The sequence below is a fragment of the Ignavibacteriota bacterium genome, from assembly GCA_016716225.1.
Classification (GTDB): Bacteria; Bacteroidota; Ignavibacteria; order Ignavibacteriales; family Melioribacteraceae.
The window spans coordinates 3,808,821-3,828,366 of the sequence record JADJWT010000001.1; the positions used below are offsets into that span (position 1 = coordinate 3,808,821).

The 19,546-nt window shown below is 30.1% G+C and carries 9 protein-coding genes and 1 pseudogene; all 10 read right to left on the reverse strand.

The features are described 5' to 3' along the window. Positions 1-7: 7 nt before the first annotated feature. Positions 8-1,268 (reverse strand): annotated as a pseudogene (locus tag IPM32_16500) (L-rhamnose isomerase). Between the two features lie 22 nt (positions 1,269-1,290). Beyond that, on the reverse strand, positions 1,291-3,351 hold the full coding sequence (locus tag IPM32_16505) for an alpha-L-fucosidase (GenBank protein ID MBK8946851.1): 2,061 nt from the start codon (positions 3,349-3,351) through the stop codon (positions 1,291-1,293). A gap of 14 nt (positions 3,352-3,365) precedes the next feature. Beyond that, positions 3,366-5,327, reverse strand: a complete 1,962-nt coding sequence (locus tag IPM32_16510; GenBank protein ID MBK8946852.1) for a sulfatase — start codon at positions 5,325-5,327, stop codon at positions 3,366-3,368. A gap of 24 nt (positions 5,328-5,351) precedes the next feature. Then, positions 5,352-8,021, reverse strand: a complete 2,670-nt coding sequence (locus IPM32_16515) for a glycoside hydrolase family 3 C-terminal domain-containing protein (protein ID MBK8946853.1) — start codon at positions 8,019-8,021, stop codon at positions 5,352-5,354. Between the two features lie 69 nt (positions 8,022-8,090). Beyond that, the gene (locus IPM32_16520; GenBank protein MBK8946854.1) at positions 8,091-11,648 is read right to left on the reverse strand and encodes an alpha-mannosidase; all 3,558 of its coding nucleotides are present in this window, start codon (positions 11,646-11,648) and stop codon (positions 8,091-8,093) included. 17 nt (positions 11,649-11,665) lie between these two features. Next, positions 11,666-12,619: a glycoside hydrolase family 130 protein gene (locus tag IPM32_16525; GenBank protein MBK8946855.1), complete on the reverse strand. Its 954-nt coding sequence runs from the start codon at positions 12,617-12,619 to the stop codon at positions 11,666-11,668. 27 nt (positions 12,620-12,646) lie between these two features. After that, the gene (locus IPM32_16530) at positions 12,647-13,750 is read right to left on the reverse strand and encodes an ROK family protein (protein MBK8946856.1); all 1,104 of its coding nucleotides are present in this window, start codon (positions 13,748-13,750) and stop codon (positions 12,647-12,649) included. Positions 13,751-13,825: 75 nt separating this feature from the next. Then, entirely contained in the window at positions 13,826-14,968 is a 1,143-nt protein-coding gene (locus IPM32_16535; protein MBK8946857.1) for an MFS transporter, read from the reverse strand. A gap of 40 nt (positions 14,969-15,008) precedes the next feature. After that, the gene (locus IPM32_16540) at positions 15,009-17,090 is read right to left on the reverse strand and encodes a sulfatase (protein MBK8946858.1); all 2,082 of its coding nucleotides are present in this window, start codon (positions 17,088-17,090) and stop codon (positions 15,009-15,011) included. Between the two features lie 8 nt (positions 17,091-17,098). Beyond that, complete coding sequence (locus tag IPM32_16545; GenBank protein MBK8946859.1) at positions 17,099-19,531, reverse strand: hypothetical protein; 2,433 nt, start codon at positions 19,529-19,531, stop codon at positions 17,099-17,101. Positions 19,532-19,546: the final 15 nt, after the last annotated feature.

Consider the following 19,546-nt stretch of genomic DNA (forward strand, 5'->3'; position numbering starts at 1 on the left):
GGGAGAATTATTTTCTACTGCACAAAATTTTATTTTCGTAATTATTCATTTCTTTTATCCATTCTCTTTCAAGCGATACATTATTTGAATAACAATAATAATCCCAAACAGCACCAATTGGATTGAATTTAATTTCTTCCAATGCTGCTAATCTTGCTAAATAATTATTTTCTGATTCTAATTTTTTAATTTTTTCTATCGGTTCAAGTAAAGCTGATAAAAGACTTTTTAAAGTTGATCTTATTCCAAGTACATAAGCACCTAATCTATTTACAGAGCCATCAAAAAAATCCAAAGCTAAATTTATTCGAGAATCTAATTTATATCTAATAATTTGTGCACAAACTTCCATTAGTTCATCGTTTAAAATTGGAATGTGATCGCTATCCCATCTTACTGCTCTACTTATGTGAAATAATATTTCATTTGAGAATTGCAAAACAGAACTTATTTTATCCGAAACATTTTCTGATATATGGAAATGTCCCATATCCAAGCATATCATTTTATTTCTTGTTAAGGCATAACCCAAATAAAATTCGTGCGAACCTACAACATAAGATTCACTTCCTATTCCAAATAATTTACTTTCAACTGCATCTTTTATAAACTTATTTTCGAATTTAACTTTAAATATTTCGTCCAAACTTTCTTTAAGCAATTCCCGAGGTTTCCACTTATCATAACGGATATCTTTTGATCCATCCGGAATCCATAAGTTATGGATTGATGGAGAATTGAATTCCTTTCCAAAGTAGGCTGTAATTTCACGCACGTTTAACATGTTCAATCCAAAACTCTCTAATATCATCATCATAATTACTTAGAGTAAATCCGCTTTCAGCATTTGGATGTGAAAAACATGTTGCATTAAAATCCAATTTAAGATTATTATTTTTTGCCCAGTCAATCCAATTTTGAAATTGTTTGGGTTCAATTTCATTTCTATCAACTTTCCTACCACTAAAATCTCCATAGATTGCATGTAGATTAAATCTGTGTTTCCCCGGAACAAGAGAAAAAACTTTTTCCATATCAGATTGCAATTCTCTAATTGTTCTTGCTTTTCCAAAATAATTTCCAGTTACTCGAATTCCGCCATCGGACAATTGAGAATTGGGCTTTTCAAATCCGGCAACATCATCGGCTTGCCAGCAATGTACTGAAATGGAAAATTTCCGCAATCTTTCTAAAGCTTCATCAACATTAACACCAAATGATGAATAAACTTCTTTTGCATTTTCGAAATTTTGAATAATACTTTTCATTTATATTTTATTTTTTTAAAAATTAGTCAATAATTATTTCATCAATAAACATCCAAGCTTTACCACCGCTGCCTTTGTGCCAATTTGGACATTCATTTAAATTTTCCGCAACTATTTTTATGTATTTTGCATTAGAATTTACATTTGCCGAAAAATCTTTTGTAAATGGTTTCTGATTTTCATTTTTACTAACACTATAATCTATAACGGAAATTTCTTCAAAATTAATGTTATCATTAGATATATAAAACGAAACTTTTTTGGGTAAAAATATCCAAGAATTTAAGTTTGATAAGCAACCTAAGTTAATTGTTTTTACAAATTTATTTTCTCCAAAATCTAAAATTGCTTCAAAATTTTTACCTTCAAATCCCAGCCAATTTCCATCATTATAATTTCCGGAACCGCGATTTCCGTCAACTAAAATCAATTTTCCAATTTTTGAATATTTTTCTTCGGGTAAATTTTTTAGCTCAATGTTTTCTACTGACTTAATTTTATAGAATTGTACTGAATTTATTGGACTTTCAACATATCCATCCTTAAATGTAATTGTATTAATTTTTTCAGATTCATCAATAAGTATTTTTGTTTTATAAAGCTCGGAATTTTCATTTGGTTTATTCTCTCCAAAAGTAAATCTTATTTCAGAATTCTCATCGTTAGATTGTAGTTCTACTTGAATATTATTTTGAAATAAATAACTTTCTTTTATTTCAGAATTATCAATTTTGATAACCGGTTTTGAAGCGATCTTATTTTCTTCGCCAATAATTTTTATGCAAATTGGGAAATCATTTTCACTAAGATTTGACGGTAAAAATATCTTTGTCTCAAAACCTTGTTTCGAAAATTTTACATCCTCTGAATTTAATATCTGCATTTTTGAATTTTCTTTTGGAGCTACATATTTAATTTTAATAGTATCAGATTTTGGTTTTTTTAGTATAAATGCAAAATAATTTTCTAAATTTTTTGATTTTGTATATTTAATATTTTCGCCTTCAAAATAATTTTTTATCGGTCTTGTGTAATAAATTCCTTCAGAATTCTTGTTCATCCATTCACCTACTTTTGTTAATCTTTCAATGCTGGCTTGAGGAATATTGCCTTTTGAATCTGGACCAACATTTAATAAATAGTTACCGCCTTTGGAAGCAATATCAATTATATTATAAATTATTGTTTCTGCAGATTTCCAGTTTTCATCACCTTTTTTATAACCCCAAGAATCATTCATCGTCATGCATGCTTCCCAAGGAAATGCAGAAGTTGTTTCCAATATTTCTTGTTCGGGTGTTCCAAAATCACCGGCAGAATTTGCTTCTTTATTCATTCCTTGCATTCCATCGCGACCTTTTCCGACTCTATTATTAATAATTAATTCCGGTTTGATATTTCTTAAATGATTGTATAAACTTTTTCCTTGATCTTCTGTCCATTCATCAATCCATTCACCATCAAACCAAAGAATTGAAAGATTATCAAATTCTTTTAGAAGTTCTTCGAGCTGTGGAATTAAATATTCATCTCTATATTTTGCAAAATTTTCCTTTGTTGCATTTGGATGATGCCAATCCATTATGGAATGATAAAAGCCTAATTTTATTCCTTCTTTTTTGCATGCTGCCGCTAGTGGTTTTAGTAAATCTTTTTTGTATGGAGTAAAATCAACAATATCATAATTTGTAATTTTTGAATTCCAAATACTAAATCCATCATGGTGTTTAGAAGTTATAACAATATATTTCATTCCAGCTTGCTTTGCTATTTTCACCCATTTCTCAGCATCATATTCTACCGGATTAAATTCAGCTGCAAATTTTTCATATTCTTTTACTGGAATTTTTGCAGCGTCCATAATCCATTCGCTAATTCCAGATACCATTTCCCCCTTATACCAACCAGCTGGAACTGAGTAAATTCCCCAATGGATAAACATCCCAAATTTTGCATCTGTCCACCATTCCATTCTTTCTTCTTTATTAGATTGAGTCTCTTTTAAATAGTCTTTTGGGCCACAGCTTAGAAGTAAAATGGAGAGGAAAAAAATCATTTTAAAATTTTTCATTTTAATACTCATAAATTGTTTAAAATTTATTTGATTATTATTTCATCTATAAACAACCAAGCTTTTCCTCCTTTACCACTATGCCAATCCGGACATACCTTAATATTCTTTGCGGAAATTTTTATAAATCTACTACTCAAATTATTTAAACCAAATTCAAATACTTTTGTTTCGATGTTAAATGAAGGTTCAATTTTATTATGAATTGATTTGATATCAATATAAGAATTACCATCCTGAGAAATTTTTACATTAACACTTTTAGGAGGAAAAATCCATGAACTTTGATTTTGCAAAAAACTTGCAGAAATTTTATTAACTTTCCGAATTTCAGTCAAGTCAATTATAGCTTCAAAATCTACTTCTTCAAATCCAAGCCATTTGCCATCATTGTAATCAAGTGAACCTAACCATCCATCGCTAATAATTTTACTTTCGCCTTTACCATATTTACTGTTTGGGTTTGTACTTAATTGTACATTTTTACCGACCGCAAGATGATTTTCAAACTTAACTCGTGATTCTCCAATTCTACCAGGCTCTCTGTTTTCATTACCTTTAATTCCGGTTAATCGATCACCGAGTTCATATCTAGCTTTTTCGCCAATCTTTTTGAGCTTCTCAACTATTTCAGGATATTTATCAAATACGTTATTTTGTTCTTCAATATCTTCATCTAAATTATACAATTGATAATCAATTGTTTTTTGCCAAGTTGGTCCGGGAAATCCATCTTTACCTACCTCCATACCTTCGTAACTACGTTGAGTGCAAGGAAAATATAATTTCCATTCATTCTTTCTAACAGCAATCAAATCATAATCATAGAAGTACCAAAATTCATCTCTTGGCATTACGTCTTTTTCATTTTTTAGCAATGGTAAAATGTTCACTCCATCAATTTTGTTTTCTGGAAGTTTGGATTCGGTAATAGCAGCTATTGTTGGCAGAAAATCTATTGTCGAAGCCATTTTTTCGCATTTAAGATTTGATTTAATTTTTTCAGGCCACCTTATAACACAAGGAACTCTTGCACCTCCCTCCCACATTGTTCCTTTACCTTCTCTCAAAGGATAAGCAGAACCAGCATGATTTCCAAAATTTAACCAAGGACCATTATCACTTGTAAATATTACCAATGTATTTTGATCAATCTCATTTTCTTTCAATGATTTCATTACTTCACCAACAGACCAATCAATTTCCATGATAACATCACCAAATAAACCCTTTTTACTTTTTCCTTTGAATTTATCAGAAACCGCAATTGGAACATGTGGCATTGAATGAGCAAGATATAAGAAAAATCTATTCTTTGAATTTTTATTAATAAAATTTACAGCTCGTTCAGTATATTTTGTTGTAAGCTGAGCTTGGTCATCCAAATTTTTGACTGATTCAACTTGGTCATTTCCATCAATTAATTTTAACTCCGGATAAAAACTTTTAAAATTTTCAGCGGGTTTTCCGTCAAATCCAACCGGCCACATATCATTAGAATATGGCAAACCAAAAAACTCATCAAAACCTTGCTGTAAAGGTAAAAATTGTTTGTGATGTCCCAAATGCCATTTACCAAAAATGGCAGTTTTATAATTTTTCTTTTTCAAAAGTTTAGCAATGTTTTCTTCTTTGGGATTTAATCCAATGGTTGCAGAATGATTTAATGCACCTCTAATACTTACCCGCTCTGAATAACAACCGGTCAGCAAAGCAGCTCTGGATGCACTGCAAACAGCTGTGGCAACATGGAAATCTGTGAAGATCATTCCTTCTTTTGCCATTTTATCAAGATTTGGTGTATTGTAACCTTTTGCTCCAAATGATCCTATATCCGCATAGCCAAGATCATCGGTAAAAATTAAAACAATATTTGGAAGTTCATCTTCGGAAAGCAATTCGCATGAAGAAATGTATGGAGCTAAAGCGGCTATAGATATACCTTTTCCAACGTCAACAATAAATTTTCGTCTTGAGATATTCTCCATTTAAACTCCTATCAAATTTGAAATTTACTCAACCGAAATTTTTTCTCTCATTTTTATATCTTTTGATGAAGTGCCTATCATTATTCTAAATTCGCCGGGTTCAATAATTCTATTAAGATTTTTATCAAGCATTTCTAATTGTTCCGGTCTAATTGTAAAGTTAACTTTTTTTGTTTCACCAACTTTTAGATTTATTCTTTGAAATCCTTTAAGTTCTAAAATTGGTCGGGCAACTGAAGCAAACAAATCTTTTATATACAACTGAACAACTTCATCTCCATCAAAATTTCCAATATTTTTTAAATCAAATTCTAAATTGATATTTTCACCAATTGCAAATTTCTTTTTATTTAATGTTAAATTCGAGTACGCAAAATTTGTATAGCTTAAGCCAAAGCCAAATGGAAACATTGGCTGACCCGTAAGATTCTCATAATCATCACCTCTTCCCGTTGGTTTATGATTGTAATACAACGGAAGTTGCGATTCATCAATCGGGAATGTAATTGGCAATCTGCCAGCGGGATTGAAATCACCAAATAAAACATCAGCAACTGCATTTCCCCCTTCATCTCCGGGATACCATAAATCAAGTATTGCCGGAATATTATTGATCCAATTCTGCATAACAACTGCACTTCCCCCAACTAAAAGTACAATTGTAGGTGTTCCGGTTTCAGAAATTTTCTTGATCATTTCTTCTTGTTTGCCGGGTAAATTTAAAAATGCTCTATCACGAAATTCACCTTCTTCAATTCCCGCAACTACAACAGCAATATCACTTTTCGCAGCTAAACTTACAGCATCATTTATTTTTTTATTTGATTCATTATTAACATTTGCATCCCAAATTAACTTAACCCTTGCATTTCCGGAAGTTGTGTAGAATTTTATTTTAATATCATAAGATTTATTTTTTACAAATTTATACGGCACTAATTTTGTATTGTATGATTTCTGAATCCAATTATCAATTACCAATTCATTATTTATAAAAATTTTGTAACCATCATTTCCTTCAATTCCAATATTTACAAAACCATCAATCGGTCCAAGAATTTTCCCATCCCAAATAACAGAGTACCAATCATAATCTAATTTTTCTTGATCCGGTGAAAATAAAGTCCATCTAAAATTTATTGATTCATCCAACTTTGTAAATTTAGGTTCATCAGTGAAATTCGGATTATCATAATACTTTCCGATTAAACCGTTCTGTTCTTTTCCATTATATTCTGATATGAGAAATTCTGTTGGTACAATTTTAGAAAGTTGATCTTCTCTGCCACAACCAGGAAGATATTCAACTTGTGCAAAATTTTTAGTTTTGGTTTTTATTCCATCAAGAATATTTACAACATTATTTCCGGGACCGCTGTATCCGCCAAGTCTTGCTTCAACTGCATCTTCTCCAATCACTGCAATTTTTTTAATTTTTTCCTTATTGATTGGCAGCAAATTATTTTCATTTTTTAGCAAAACAATTGATTCCAAAGCCGCTTTCTTTGCTAAAGCTCGATGTTCATCATTTGCATTAAAGTTATTTGCAACACTTGCATCAACATATGGGTTTTCAAAAAGTCCTAAATTAAACTTTGCAGTCAAAACTCTTTTGACCGCAGCATTAATATCTTCATTGCTAATCATTCCTTTTCCAAAAGCTTCATAAAAAAGTGGAAAATGTTCATAAGAAGTTTGAAATATTACATCCAATCCACCATCAATAGATTCTTTAGTTGATTCAGCATAATTCTTTGTTGTAAAATGTAATACATTAGCGCCGCCAATTGCACCGGCATCTGAAATAACAAATCCTTTAAATCCCCATTCGTTTTTAAGTTTTTTATTCAATAGCCAATCGTTTGCTGTGCATGGAGTTCCATCATATGAATTGTAAGAAATCATTAATGATAACGCATTCCCTTTTTGAACTGTATTCCTAAATGCCGGGAAATATATTTCCTCCATTAGCCTTTCGTTAAAATGAATTGGATAGCTGTCCCTTCCTCCATCACCAACATTTGCTGCAAAGTGTTTTGGAGTTGTAATTACTCCCATTTTTTCAAATTCGGAAACAAATGCAACGCCCATTTCTGAAGTTAGATAAGGGTCTTCCCCATAAGTTTCTTCAACTCTTCCCCAACGAACATCTCGTGCAATATTTATTACGGGAGAAAGTATTTGTCTTATTCCTCTTGATTTAACTTCTGTTGCTATTGCATGAGCAACATCTTTCATTAAATCAGTATTCCAAGTTGCTGCAAGACCAATAGCTTGAGGAAATGCTGTTGCATTATCTCTAACTAAACCATGAAGTGCTTCATCAAAAGGAATGATTGGAATTCCCAAGCGAGTTTCTTCTACAAAATATTTTTGAATTTCATTGATTTTATTTGCAACAGATTCAGCAGAACCGGATTTGCCATAACTTAAAAGCTGTTCTGCTGCATTGCTTGAGGTGCCTTTTGTTGAAACTTGAAAACCAAAAATTCCATTTTTATATTTTTCTTTTCCATCACTCAAATCCCCGGGAATCATAAACATTTGCCAAAATTTTTCTTCTAAAGTCATTTTTGATAGTAGATCTTCTACTCTTTGTTCAACTGGTAAATCTCTATTTTGATATGGATATTTTTGTCCAATAATTTGAGAAGTTAAAAAGCTGAGTAATATTAATACAATTTTTCTTTTCATATTTTTCTTGTGTTTTTTTTAATTTTTAATATTGCTATATGCAAACTTGAATAAAATAGCCATAAAGTTTTAATCAAACTTAGGTGATATTTTTATTGTTTCTATTGAATTGTTGCCTAATTTAATTTTAATAGAATTTTCATTGTTAGGAATCTGCGTTATATTTTCTTCAATTAAATTTGTTAATATTGCCGATTTTATTTTTGAAAAACTCAAAATTTCTATTTCGTTATCTTTCCCAAGAATATCAAAACATCTTACAATTATTGAGCTATCATCTTCAGATTTCTTGATTGTTGAAATAATTACATTTGATTCATTTGTTTTGAAGAAACTTTCAACTTCATTAAGTTCAGCATTTTCAAATTTATTTGGATTAACAACAACAATTAATTTTTCATTAGCTTGCTTTCCAAATTGAAATCCATTATCCCAACCACTTTTATGAGAAGTAAAACTAAAATTGTAATGGTGATTTCCGGTTTGCAGATATTCATTTCCTTCACCATGACAGCTTTTTCTTGATGCTAATAAAATTGGTTGAAGAATTGTTATATCAGAATTCAAATTTGTCGGATCAATATAATCAGCAACAGCAACGCATGAACTTAAAGTAACACCAAACTGGTTACCATTTGCACCAATCCAATTTTCAATTCCACGCGGATGAATTTCCTTGCACTCAGTTGTATATCTTTCGCCAGCCGAACCTTTAAGCTCATCTTCACCAACATTAACAACTCCAAATGCTGTTTCATAGGATACTTGAGCATTTCTAATATTTATTGGTAAAGCCATTCTGTATTCTCTGTAAAGTACGCCTTCCCAATTTTTCAATGCAATATCAAAATCAATTCGTTTAATATTTTTATATAAAATTATTTTTTGTTCAACAACAGCATTTCTAATTTTTTGTCGTGATAAAAATGAACTAAAGACATCTCCATTTTCAATAAGTTTCCAATCAGTTTTATAATTACTTGTTTTATCAAACCCTTCCATAGTCGGCTGCTGAATATCTGAAAATTCTCCAGCTCCATTTCCTTCTGATTTCATTGTGAAAACTTCACCACCTTTAAAAGAAGATATATCCAGTAATTCAACATTTAATTCTTTGTCAAAAATACTTTCTAATCCTCCGTTACCAAATTTAACTTTATAGAACTGAGTTTCGTAAATATTACTCTGTTTAATATTTTCGTTGATTTTAGAATCTATCAAATAAAAAGTATTGTACCCAATTGATGGAATATTTTCAGCAATAAAATTTATTTTCGCAAACTTTAAACTTTCATCTTCATAAATTTCTTTATCAATTATTTGAATTGGGATATTTTCATTTTTTAGATTAACCAATTTTGGAAACCGAATTTTTCCTTTATCAAAATTTATCACAAATTCAACCGCATCATTTCTTTCCCAGTTTAAACTATTAAAAACAACAATAGGAATACCTTTTTCCTTATCAGTATTTATTTTTGAAGCTATTGAATTAGTAGAAATCTCAACTAAATTTTTAGCTTCATTTTTTGCATGAACGAATTTACTTAAAAAGAGATCATCTGTCGTTTGTCCTTCCTTACCTCCCCAACCATGATCCGGATAAATCTTTGCTTCCCAAGCATCATTAATTTGTTTAGAAGGATAATTACCAAAACTATTTGAAGTAAGTGAATTAATTGATGCAAATTTTTCTGCAACTGTTAACAAAATATCTGCTTCTCTACTTGCTTTTAATGCTTGATAATGAGATGGCCCATGAATATAAAGCCACACTGCTGGCCTCTCTCCTTTAATTTGAGGAATTTCAGATGCAGCTGAAACGAAATTATCTAAAAATTCATCAGCAGTTTGAATTTTAAATTTAGGGAGCTGAAATTTTAATTTTGATCCAACATTCGTTTCTATTTCATTAATACTTTCCCAGTTCTTTATTATGTGGCTATAATCTTTTGCTGGACTCATATCCCAATCCGATAAAAGTGGGATGATATTTTTTTCAGAATTATTTAAGAAATATTTTTCCCAGCTTAATGAAGATTCTGCAATATAATTGGCAGCATCATAAACATCTTTTTGTAAATGAGTGAAAGCATCTGCATAATGTCCGGGAGAAAAAGTCGTAACAAATGAACTATCCGGACTATACCAATTATAAATTCCTTTTTGAAATCTGCTAATCATCAAATAATCAACACCGGACTTTTTCAAAATTTGAGGCATTTGTAAAACTCTGCCGGGAACATCAACATTCCAATAAACTTTAGCATTATAATTAAAATTTTCTTTTAACCATTTTCTACCAAAATAAAATTGACGAACAAGCGATTCACCAGAATACATTTCTTCATAAGGCTGAATGTAACTTGCACCGCATGATATTTTTCCATCATCTAATAATTTTTGTAAAGTTGCTTTTTGATCTGGATGCCTCTCGATATATTCCTTAATCATTAAAGCATCTTCAATATCAAACCGATATTCCGGATTTGATTCAATTGCTGTTTTAATAAGCGGAGTAAGAAGCATTGTATCTCTTTCAATAACACATTTTTCCGGACTATCCATCCATGCAATATCTTGATGACTGGAATTCATTAGATGAATTTGTCCTTTGCTGAGTTTAGAGTTAGATAAGTTGAGAAGATTTTTAACGGTAAAAGGTTTATAAATCCTTTCACAAATTATTTTTGTGTTATTTTCAGATTTTATTATTTCATTATTTAAAACTGAATTTTCTAAAAGTTTCTGAGTTTTAAATTCATTCTTTAGATTTGGTAAATCAATTAATTCAGAGTTTTCATCATTAACAATAAATCTTGAATTAAAGATATTTTTGATATTTAAATTTAATTCTCCAGTGGAATGATTTTTATCTTCTTTCAATAAAACATCATAATTATTTGAACCAATTTTTATATTCAGTCTTTTATCTTTATAAGTTATCGGAGCAGTAAAATTAAGAATTGTTTTTTCATCATTTTGGAAATCGACATTTAACCAAGTTTCAAATTTCGCTAAATTTTGAATATAAGAAATTACATCTGATGATTTGAAAACAATCAGCCAAGTATTGTTTCCCGCAGCTTCACCAACAATTTTAATTTTGACTGTTTGATTAGGTTTTATCCAACTTTTAGGAGCATACAAAGACATGTAACCATGTGCATCATTATGCTGATCAAGTTCAATTGTTGTAAACTCTAAAATTCCTCCTTCGGGATTTTCAAATTTTCTATCTTCATCTCTTCCGCTAATAAATTCAAAACGTTTTACATCATTAAAAAAAACATCAAATTTTTGACCATTGCCTTTCATGTCAACTGCTGCAATCCACGTAAACCACAAACCCTTTGCAAGATTCTCCGGAATATTTTGGGTTTCCCATTCAATTGACATATTACCATCAGTACATCTTGTAAGCAAGCCTTGAGTTACATCCGTTCTAAGACTGTGATAAATAAAATCATTTGCGCCAATATTTTTTGAAAATCCTTCCAAATGATTTTTTGACTTTAAAGCAAAATTAAATTGTTTAATTAATTTCGTATTATTTCCAAGTTGTTGTGATGTAATATTTACAACTAAGAAAAGTAAGAAGATAAATCCTTGTCTAATTTTCCTCATAAAATTTCACTTAAAATTTATTCAAAACAATGGTGAATTAATTCTTCAACAGTTGTTGTAACTAAGCAAACTGATGTATCAGCAGCTCCATAATATATTTTCACTTCTGAATTTTCTTTGGCAAAACCTTCTGTGTCGAATTCTTCGACAATAATTCCAGTTGGGAATACAACGTTTGGTACTTGTCCAGCTAATTCATAAATCTCTCTTGGTTCCAAAATATTTTGAGTTCCCCTCGAAATTACTTTTGCGGGCTTTTCTAAATCATGAAGCATTACACCCATTTGATAAATTGGAGCATAATGCATTGCAATTCCATGATAAGTGTGAATCCAGCCTTTTTTTGTTTTAATTGGCGGAGTGCTGCTTCCAACCATTTCATCCCAATAAAATTTATTACCTTCTGCAACAATGGCTATTCTTTCCCAATTTAAAATATCTTTTGATTTTGAAACAACAATAGAATTTCCGGTTAATGGACCGCCTTCAATTTGTGCAGTATTTGGTCGTTCGAATCTATAATATTCGCCATTTATTTTTTCTGGAAATAAGACACCGTTGCGAACATTCTTTTCCGAGACTACTCCAAGAAAATTAAACTTTTGAAAATCATTTGTTTTTGCTAAACCGAGACTGCAATAATTATCAATATCCATTGCAAACATTATAAAATATTCATTTTCAATTTTTGTAATTCTAGGATCATACATGTGATAAAGTTTTCCACCAAGATTTTCCAAACCTTCTAATTCAACTATTTTATTTTCAACATTATATTTTAAGCCATCTTCACTTTCAGCCATAACGAAAAAAGTTCTTCTTCCTCTATTTTGAACTCTTAACATTAGCAAATACTTATTTCCAAATTTTATTGCACCGGGATTAAACACAGATGTTGCATCAATCAAATGCGGTTTGATATTGGGAATATCTGAATTTTTCACAACCGGATTATTTTTATATCTTAACATACTTTCTATTTTTCCTTAAATTTTTAACTATTTATTTAATTGATTTATTGCAAACGCATAAGCACCCAATGAAATTGCTAAGCTTGTACCAATTTTGGAAATTCCAACACCAATTCTTGTTTCCGGATCATACTTAATTTTTTTATCGGAACCAATTATTTCTAATTCTTTTGTAGAACCTTTTAAAAAATTTGCAAGTTCATTTTCTGATTCTAAATTATAAATCTTTTGAGTCAATCTTCTAAATTCAGATCCATCTTCTCTTATAAAATTGGAATTCATTTCGTTTACTAAATGAGGCATAAATAAATCAGATGCGCCAGATAATCCTCCCCCAATTACAATGAGTCCATCAATTAGAGTTATAGCATTTGATATTGAATCCCCTACAGCTTCAGCCATTGTTTTAAAAGCTGTAATTGCTGCTTCTTTATTACCTTCTTTTACACCGTTTGCAATTTCAAATAAAATTTTTGGTTCCGGAGATTCTATCGGTGAAATACCAACAATATCTGCATAAACCTTTTTTATGCCTCTGATGCTTCCATGTTCTTCAATATTTAATTTGGGTGAAAGTTTATTTCGCATCAACCAAATTTCTGCGGCACCAGAATTATCACCAGTAAATAATTCTCCATCTCGAACAATACCAGCACCAAAACCGGTACCGAGTGTAAGTCCAAATAAATTTTTATATTGTTTCGGACTACCAGCTTCTTTTAATTTTTTATTAATTTCCGGAAGGAATCCAAAAATTGCTTCTCCATAAGCATAAAGATCTCCATCATTATTGATGAAAACTGGAATGCTGAATTTATTTTGTAAGAAAGGACCAAGTGCAACACCACCTCTGAATGCTGGAAGATTAGGCAAATCTCCAATAATTCCATTTGGATAATCTGCTGGTCCGGGAAATGCGAAACTAATTGCTACCGGCTCTTCTTTTAATTTTGATTTTACTTCATTAAAACCTTCAACCAAAGTTGATAACATTTTTTCCAGATCTGTTGGTTGAGATGGATATTTTATTTCATCTAAAATTTGTTTATTTCCTTGAATTGCTGTAAACACTAAATTTGTACCGCCGGCATCAAGTGTCATAACAAGTCTTTTATCATTTTCAAAATTCATTTTAAACCTTATAATTGTGAGATTTTATTTACAATTTTTAATTAAGTCAAATTCGAGCAAATTATTCTAATAATTCTAAGCAATTTTTTTCTTTCCTTTTAGTGATAATACCAATAAATATGCAAAGCAAATTGCCGGAACAATATAAGCAAGAGTTAATAAATCTCTATCAACCAATTCTCCCATAATTAATGGAACAATTGCTCCACCGCTAATTGCCATAACCATTAAGCCGGAAAGCTCACTTGATCTTTCTGGTTTTTCTTCAATTGTAATTGAGAATAACATTGGCCAAATATTTGCGAATCCTAAACCGCCCAAAATAATTCCAATAATAGATAAATATTCTTGTCCAGTCATAATTAATATCACCCCTAATAATCCAAGTACAGCAGAAATTCTAAAAAAAGTTCTTGCGTTAATATTTATACTTCCGGCAACTAATCTGCCAAAAGTTATAGTTCCAAAAAAAACTGTTGGTCCCCATAATGCAGCTTTATCTGCAGAGAATCCAAAACTTTCCAATGATGGTTTTAAGAAACGTGCCATACAGACTTCAGCACCAACATAGAGAAATATTCCTAATACAGCTAAAGCAAATACTGGTTCATTTAAAAGTTTTAAAGATGATGAAATACTTGGAGGATCATCAGATTTTGTTTCATTCACTTTTAAAGATGCAACAGAAACAAATGCAATTATCATGAATAATAAAAATACTGGGAAAACACCTCTCCATCCCATAGTAGCAAAAATTGGAAGTATTAATACTAAACCAACTAAATACGCAGAGCCGGATGAACCAAGCCCTTTAATTCCTTGAGCTAATGCAAGATTCCTACTATACTTTCCTTCTTCACTTACATCATACATAATTGGATTTCCAGCGACTTGAAGAAAAGTTGTGCCCACACCTAACAGAAAAATACATATTACAAGTAATGTAAAACCGGGATCTATAAAAGTAGGTATTGCCATTGCTACAATGTTTAAACCTAATCCTATCAATAATAAATTCTTTTTTCCAATGCGAGCTGCCAAAACTCCACCAGGAACACTAAAAACCGCAAAAGCAATAAATACAAAAAATGTAAGCAAAGTTGCAACAACTGCACTTAATTCATAATTTTTTTCAACTGCACTTGCCATTGGTCCCATTGCATCTGCAACACCCATTACAAGAAATGTTAAAAATATTGGAATAGTTTTAAGTTTCATAATTTACCTTAAGATGTTTGTTGTTAATTATTTATTCAAATTACTCAATTATAATTTCATCTGAAAAAAGCCATGCCGAATTGCCGGAACCTATATGCCAATTAGGACAAATTCCAACATTCTTTGCAAAAATTTTTAATTTATTTGTTTTAATTTTCTTGAAAGTAAAAGAAAAATTTTCTTTAAAGATAATCGTAGATTTCAAATCGGATTTTCTAAATGATTTACTGAAAATTATATCACTTCCATTTGAATATGAGACTTCAACCCATTCGGGTAAAAATATCCACGATTCAAGGAATTGTAAAAAACCAATTTTTATTTTACTGATTTCAATTTCTTTACCAAAATCAATGTTGGCAACAAGATCATTTTTTTCAAAACCTTGCCATATAGATAAATCAGCACTAGAAGTCATTTTTTCCGGCCCGCAAATTCCATCTAACAATGCATTAACATCTCCGCCAGAATATTTTTTACTGAATGGAAATTCAAACGATATTTTTCCGCCAATTCCCTTATGATTTATTTTAATATTTTTTTGAGGCAAAAACTTTGTCAAATCTGTATCATCATATTTTTCTTGTAACTTTTGAAGTTCAATTTTCATTTCAGATATTACAGACTGATATTCTTGATTCTCATAAACATTGTTTAATTCATTTGGATCCTTCTCTAAATCATAAAGTTCCCAAGCATCAATATCATAATAGAAATGAATTAGCTTATAACGAGAATTTCTAATCCCATAATGTCTTTTAACGCTATGTTCAGCCGGATATTCAAAATAATGATAATAAATTGATTTCCGCCAATCAGATGGATTCTTTCCTTCTAATATTTTCTTAAGTGAATTCCCTTGCATATCTGTAGGAATTGGAACATTTGCATATTCTAAAAATGTTGGAGCATAATCAATATTTACAACCATATTTTCATTATTGACAATTCCCTTTTCACCATAAGGAACTTTTATTATTAGAGGAGTCCTTAAAGATTGCTCATACATGAATCGTTTATCAAACCAACCATGTTCGCCTAAATAAAATCCTTGATCAGAAGTATAAACCACAATTGTGTTGTCTTCCAAATTATTTTCTTTTAAATAATCCAATACTTTCCCAACATTCTCATCAACAGAAGCAATACACCTTAAATAATCTTTTATATATCTCTGATATTTCCATTTGGCTAATTCTTCATCGGTTAAATTACTTTCCTTAAAAAATTTATTTTCATCATCATAAGCATTGTTCCAAATTGATCTTTGTTCATCAGTTAATCTATCAAATGAACTTTTCCACCAATTATTATTAATCTTTTCATTTTTAAATTTAGATTTTTCATTTTCATCAATTGGAACTTTTAAATCGTAATCAATATACATATCTTCATCAATTTTCATTGTTTGATTTTTTGCGGCCTCACTTCTTGTTTTATAATCATCAAAAAATGTATCGGGAAGCGGAAATTCCTTATCATCATATAAATTTAAATTATCCGGTTCCGGCATCCAATTTCTATGCGGAGCTTTGTGATGAAGCAATAAACAAAATGGTTTACTCTTGTCTAAATTATCCAACCAATTAAGTGCAAATTCCGTAGTTAAATCAGTAACATATCCTTCCACTCTTTTTTTTGCCCCCATTTCAATAAAATCCGGATTATAATATTCACCTTGATCCGGTAAAATATTCCAATAATCAAAACCTACCGGTTCACTTTTAAGATGCCATTTACCAACAACTGCAGTTAAATATCCATCTTTTTGCAGTAGTTTTGTAAAAGTTTGTTGTGATCCATCAAAGGTTGTTCTGTTATCAATCATTCCATTTATGTGATTATATTTCCCGGTAAGCATACATGCACGGCTTGGTCCACATATTGAATTTGTAACAAAACTTTTTTCAAATAGTACTCCTTCTTTTGCAAGTCTATCAATATTTGGCGTTAAATTTAATTTCCCTCCATAACTGCTAATAGCTTGATATGCATGATCATCACTCATTATGAATAAGATATTCATACGTTTTTTATTTGCACATGCTTCAAAAATATATGGAGAAACTGCAATACCAGCAGCAGTTACACTTACATGTTTTATGAATCTTCTTCTATCCATATTTTACTTTAATTAATGTTTGTAATTGTCTCTTTGTTATCCGGTATTCGAATTTCAATTTTAACATCTGAGTTTTCATTTCCATCAATTTCACAATTGAAAGTTAATTTATGATTTCCACTCGATAAAATTAAATCAGAATTACTAAATTGAATTGTATTTCTAATTTTCCAATTCTTGGTATAAACAGTTGCGATTTTATTCTTAGACAATTTTAAAATTTCATTTTTTTGAAGTTCAACTGGAATTTCAATTTTTCTAAAGTTATCAAATTCCAAAACTAAATTTTTTACTTTATTTTCTTGTGATGAAATTATTATTTCTGCTGATGAATCACTAACTGAATTAGTAAAATTAAATTCAGAAAAAGTGGGTTGTCCGGGTTGAAGATTTTTTTTATTGTACGAAAACTTGAATGAATGAATTTGTTGAAGTAAATATTCTTTATTTGACTTTTTCGTTAATCTGAATTCATTTTTGATATCTTTCATTTTTTCTTTTTGTTTTTCAGAAAATAAATTTTCAATACGAACTTCTTCCCACAATCCAATTGTGTTTAATATTTTTTCAGATAAATTATTCTCTTCAAGAGATTTGTCACTAACCACAAAAGCATACCCAGCATTATAAGCAGCAGACCGAACCAACATCCATTCAATATCTTCCAGACTTGTTTCCGGTCTTAATTGAAACCAACCCAACATTGCCGGCATTAAATTTCTTTGAAAATATTCTTGATTCTTTAATCTGTATTCTGTTTGACTTTCTCTAAATCCAGCATACCAAGGTTCTCCCCAATTCATTCTTGTATATAAATGCCAAAAGAAATGTGTAGTTCTGCTTGCATCGGCAATAAGACTTGTTTTGATATTTTCATCCAAATTATTATACCAATTTTGAGTGAATAGAATTTCCCCATAATTGCCCATTCCGGTTGATCTATTTCCTTCCAATCCATCGAATGATATTTGCCTTAAGCCAGTTTGATTAAATATTTCTGCAATATTTTTTGACACTTCCAAACTTAATTCCGGATCAGTTGAAAATACTTTATAACCATGATCTGCCAATTTTGAAATTATACTTCTTTTAAAATGCATTGCAGCATTAGTGCCGAATACACCTCTTTCACAATTTATTAATTTCCAACCATTTTCATTTATAACTTTTTCATATCTAATTAATTCTTCATCAATCTGAACTGTTTTAAGATTATTATTTTTATATTGATCAAAAAATTTGGGATCTGCAATTGCAATATTTTTTTGACTTTCGTTAATATCTTCAGTAATTACAGAATTCCCCACTTTACCAAGTCTTTTATCCGGAACCGGAGTAACATATTTGTCATTTGTAGTAATAAAATTAGATAAAGTATGAATACCAATTTGTATTCCATTTTGATTTGCCTTTTCAACACATTTTTTTAATCCTTTAATTCCATTAGGGAAATTGACTTTGCTTAATTCAAAATTACCCCAAGTTTCAAATGGATTTCCATGATACAAATATTTTAAACCAGATTTTTTAATCAGTTCTATTGCTTTATCAATTGTTGTTTCCGTAAAATCATAAATCAAATATGCCCTAGAAGCCGCTTTAGATGTTTTGCCCCATTCCCCTTCCAGCATTGGATGAGGAAGATTTTCATTAATTTCTATTTTTGAAATCGTATTTAAGATATTGTTTTTTGTGGTTCCAAAAATTGCTATGGAAGATCCAATAATTCCGCCATCGTCATATTTCGGCGAAAGATAAAATTCATGATCTAAATTTTCAATTATTCTTTCTTGATTTCTATTTCTACAATATGCTTGAAGTGAACTTCCGTATTTAGTTGGTATTGCAGCTTCCACTCTATACAAAACATAATCTTTTCCAGCTTCACTTAAATCAGTCCAATCATCTTGAGCAAAAATATTAATTTGCGGCATACAATCATTGTTTGTCCAAGGAAATCCTCCTAATGTTTTTGGATTTAGCGACTGAAGTCCAATCGCAAAATCTTCACCTTGAACAACACCAATTGTTTCTCCAATTATCTTATTTAGTTTGGTATTGTACGGACCCCAAATAATTAATTCAACTTCATCACTAGTAAAATCATTTACTTCAAATTTTATATAATTTGAATTTGCTTCATAATTAATTACGACTTTTGTATCATTAAAAAAAGTAAGTGTAATTTCATTGCTGTTAGAATTTAACTCAGCATGTTCCGGATTGAATATTTTATCATATACTTTTATTGATAATAAGTATGACGATGTATCTGCAACTAGAAAATTTTCATTAGTATTTTTTTGAAGAAGCTCAATTAATTTTCCTTTGCTATCTATTGATAATTTAAATAAATCATTTTCTAAGGATAAAATCTGATCTTTGTTTGAACATGAAATTATAGAAAATATTATTACAAAAAATATTATATTCTTTTTCATAAGCACCTTTTGTAA

What these genes read in the sequence shown, in the direction of transcription:
- IPM32_16535 (MBK8946857.1), bottom strand. Translation starts at nt 14,968, where the DNA reads ATGAAACTTAAAACTATTCCAATATTTTTAACATTTCTTGTAATGGGT.
- IPM32_16505 (MBK8946851.1), bottom strand. Translation starts at nt 3,351, where the DNA reads ATGAGTATTAAAATGAAAAATTTTAAAATGATTTTTTTCCTCTCCATT.
- IPM32_16515 (MBK8946853.1), bottom strand. Translation starts at nt 8,021, where the DNA reads ATGAAAAGAAAAATTGTATTAATATTACTCAGCTTTTTAACTTCTCAA.
- IPM32_16530 (MBK8946856.1), bottom strand. Translation starts at nt 13,750, where the DNA reads ATGAATTTTGAAAATGATAAAAGACTTGTTATGACACTTGATGCCGGC.
- IPM32_16510 (MBK8946852.1), bottom strand. Translation starts at nt 5,327, where the DNA reads ATGGAGAATATCTCAAGACGAAAATTTATTGTTGACGTTGGAAAAGGT.
- IPM32_16540 (MBK8946858.1), bottom strand. Translation starts at nt 17,090, where the DNA reads ATGGATAGAAGAAGATTCATAAAACATGTAAGTGTAACTGCTGCTGGT.
- IPM32_16520 (MBK8946854.1), bottom strand. Translation starts at nt 11,648, where the DNA reads ATGAGGAAAATTAGACAAGGATTTATCTTCTTACTTTTCTTAGTTGTA.
- IPM32_16545 (MBK8946859.1), bottom strand. Translation starts at nt 19,531, where the DNA reads ATGAAAAAGAATATAATATTTTTTGTAATAATATTTTCTATAATTTCA.
- IPM32_16525 (MBK8946855.1), bottom strand. Translation starts at nt 12,619, where the DNA reads ATGTTAAGATATAAAAATAATCCGGTTGTGAAAAATTCAGATATTCCC.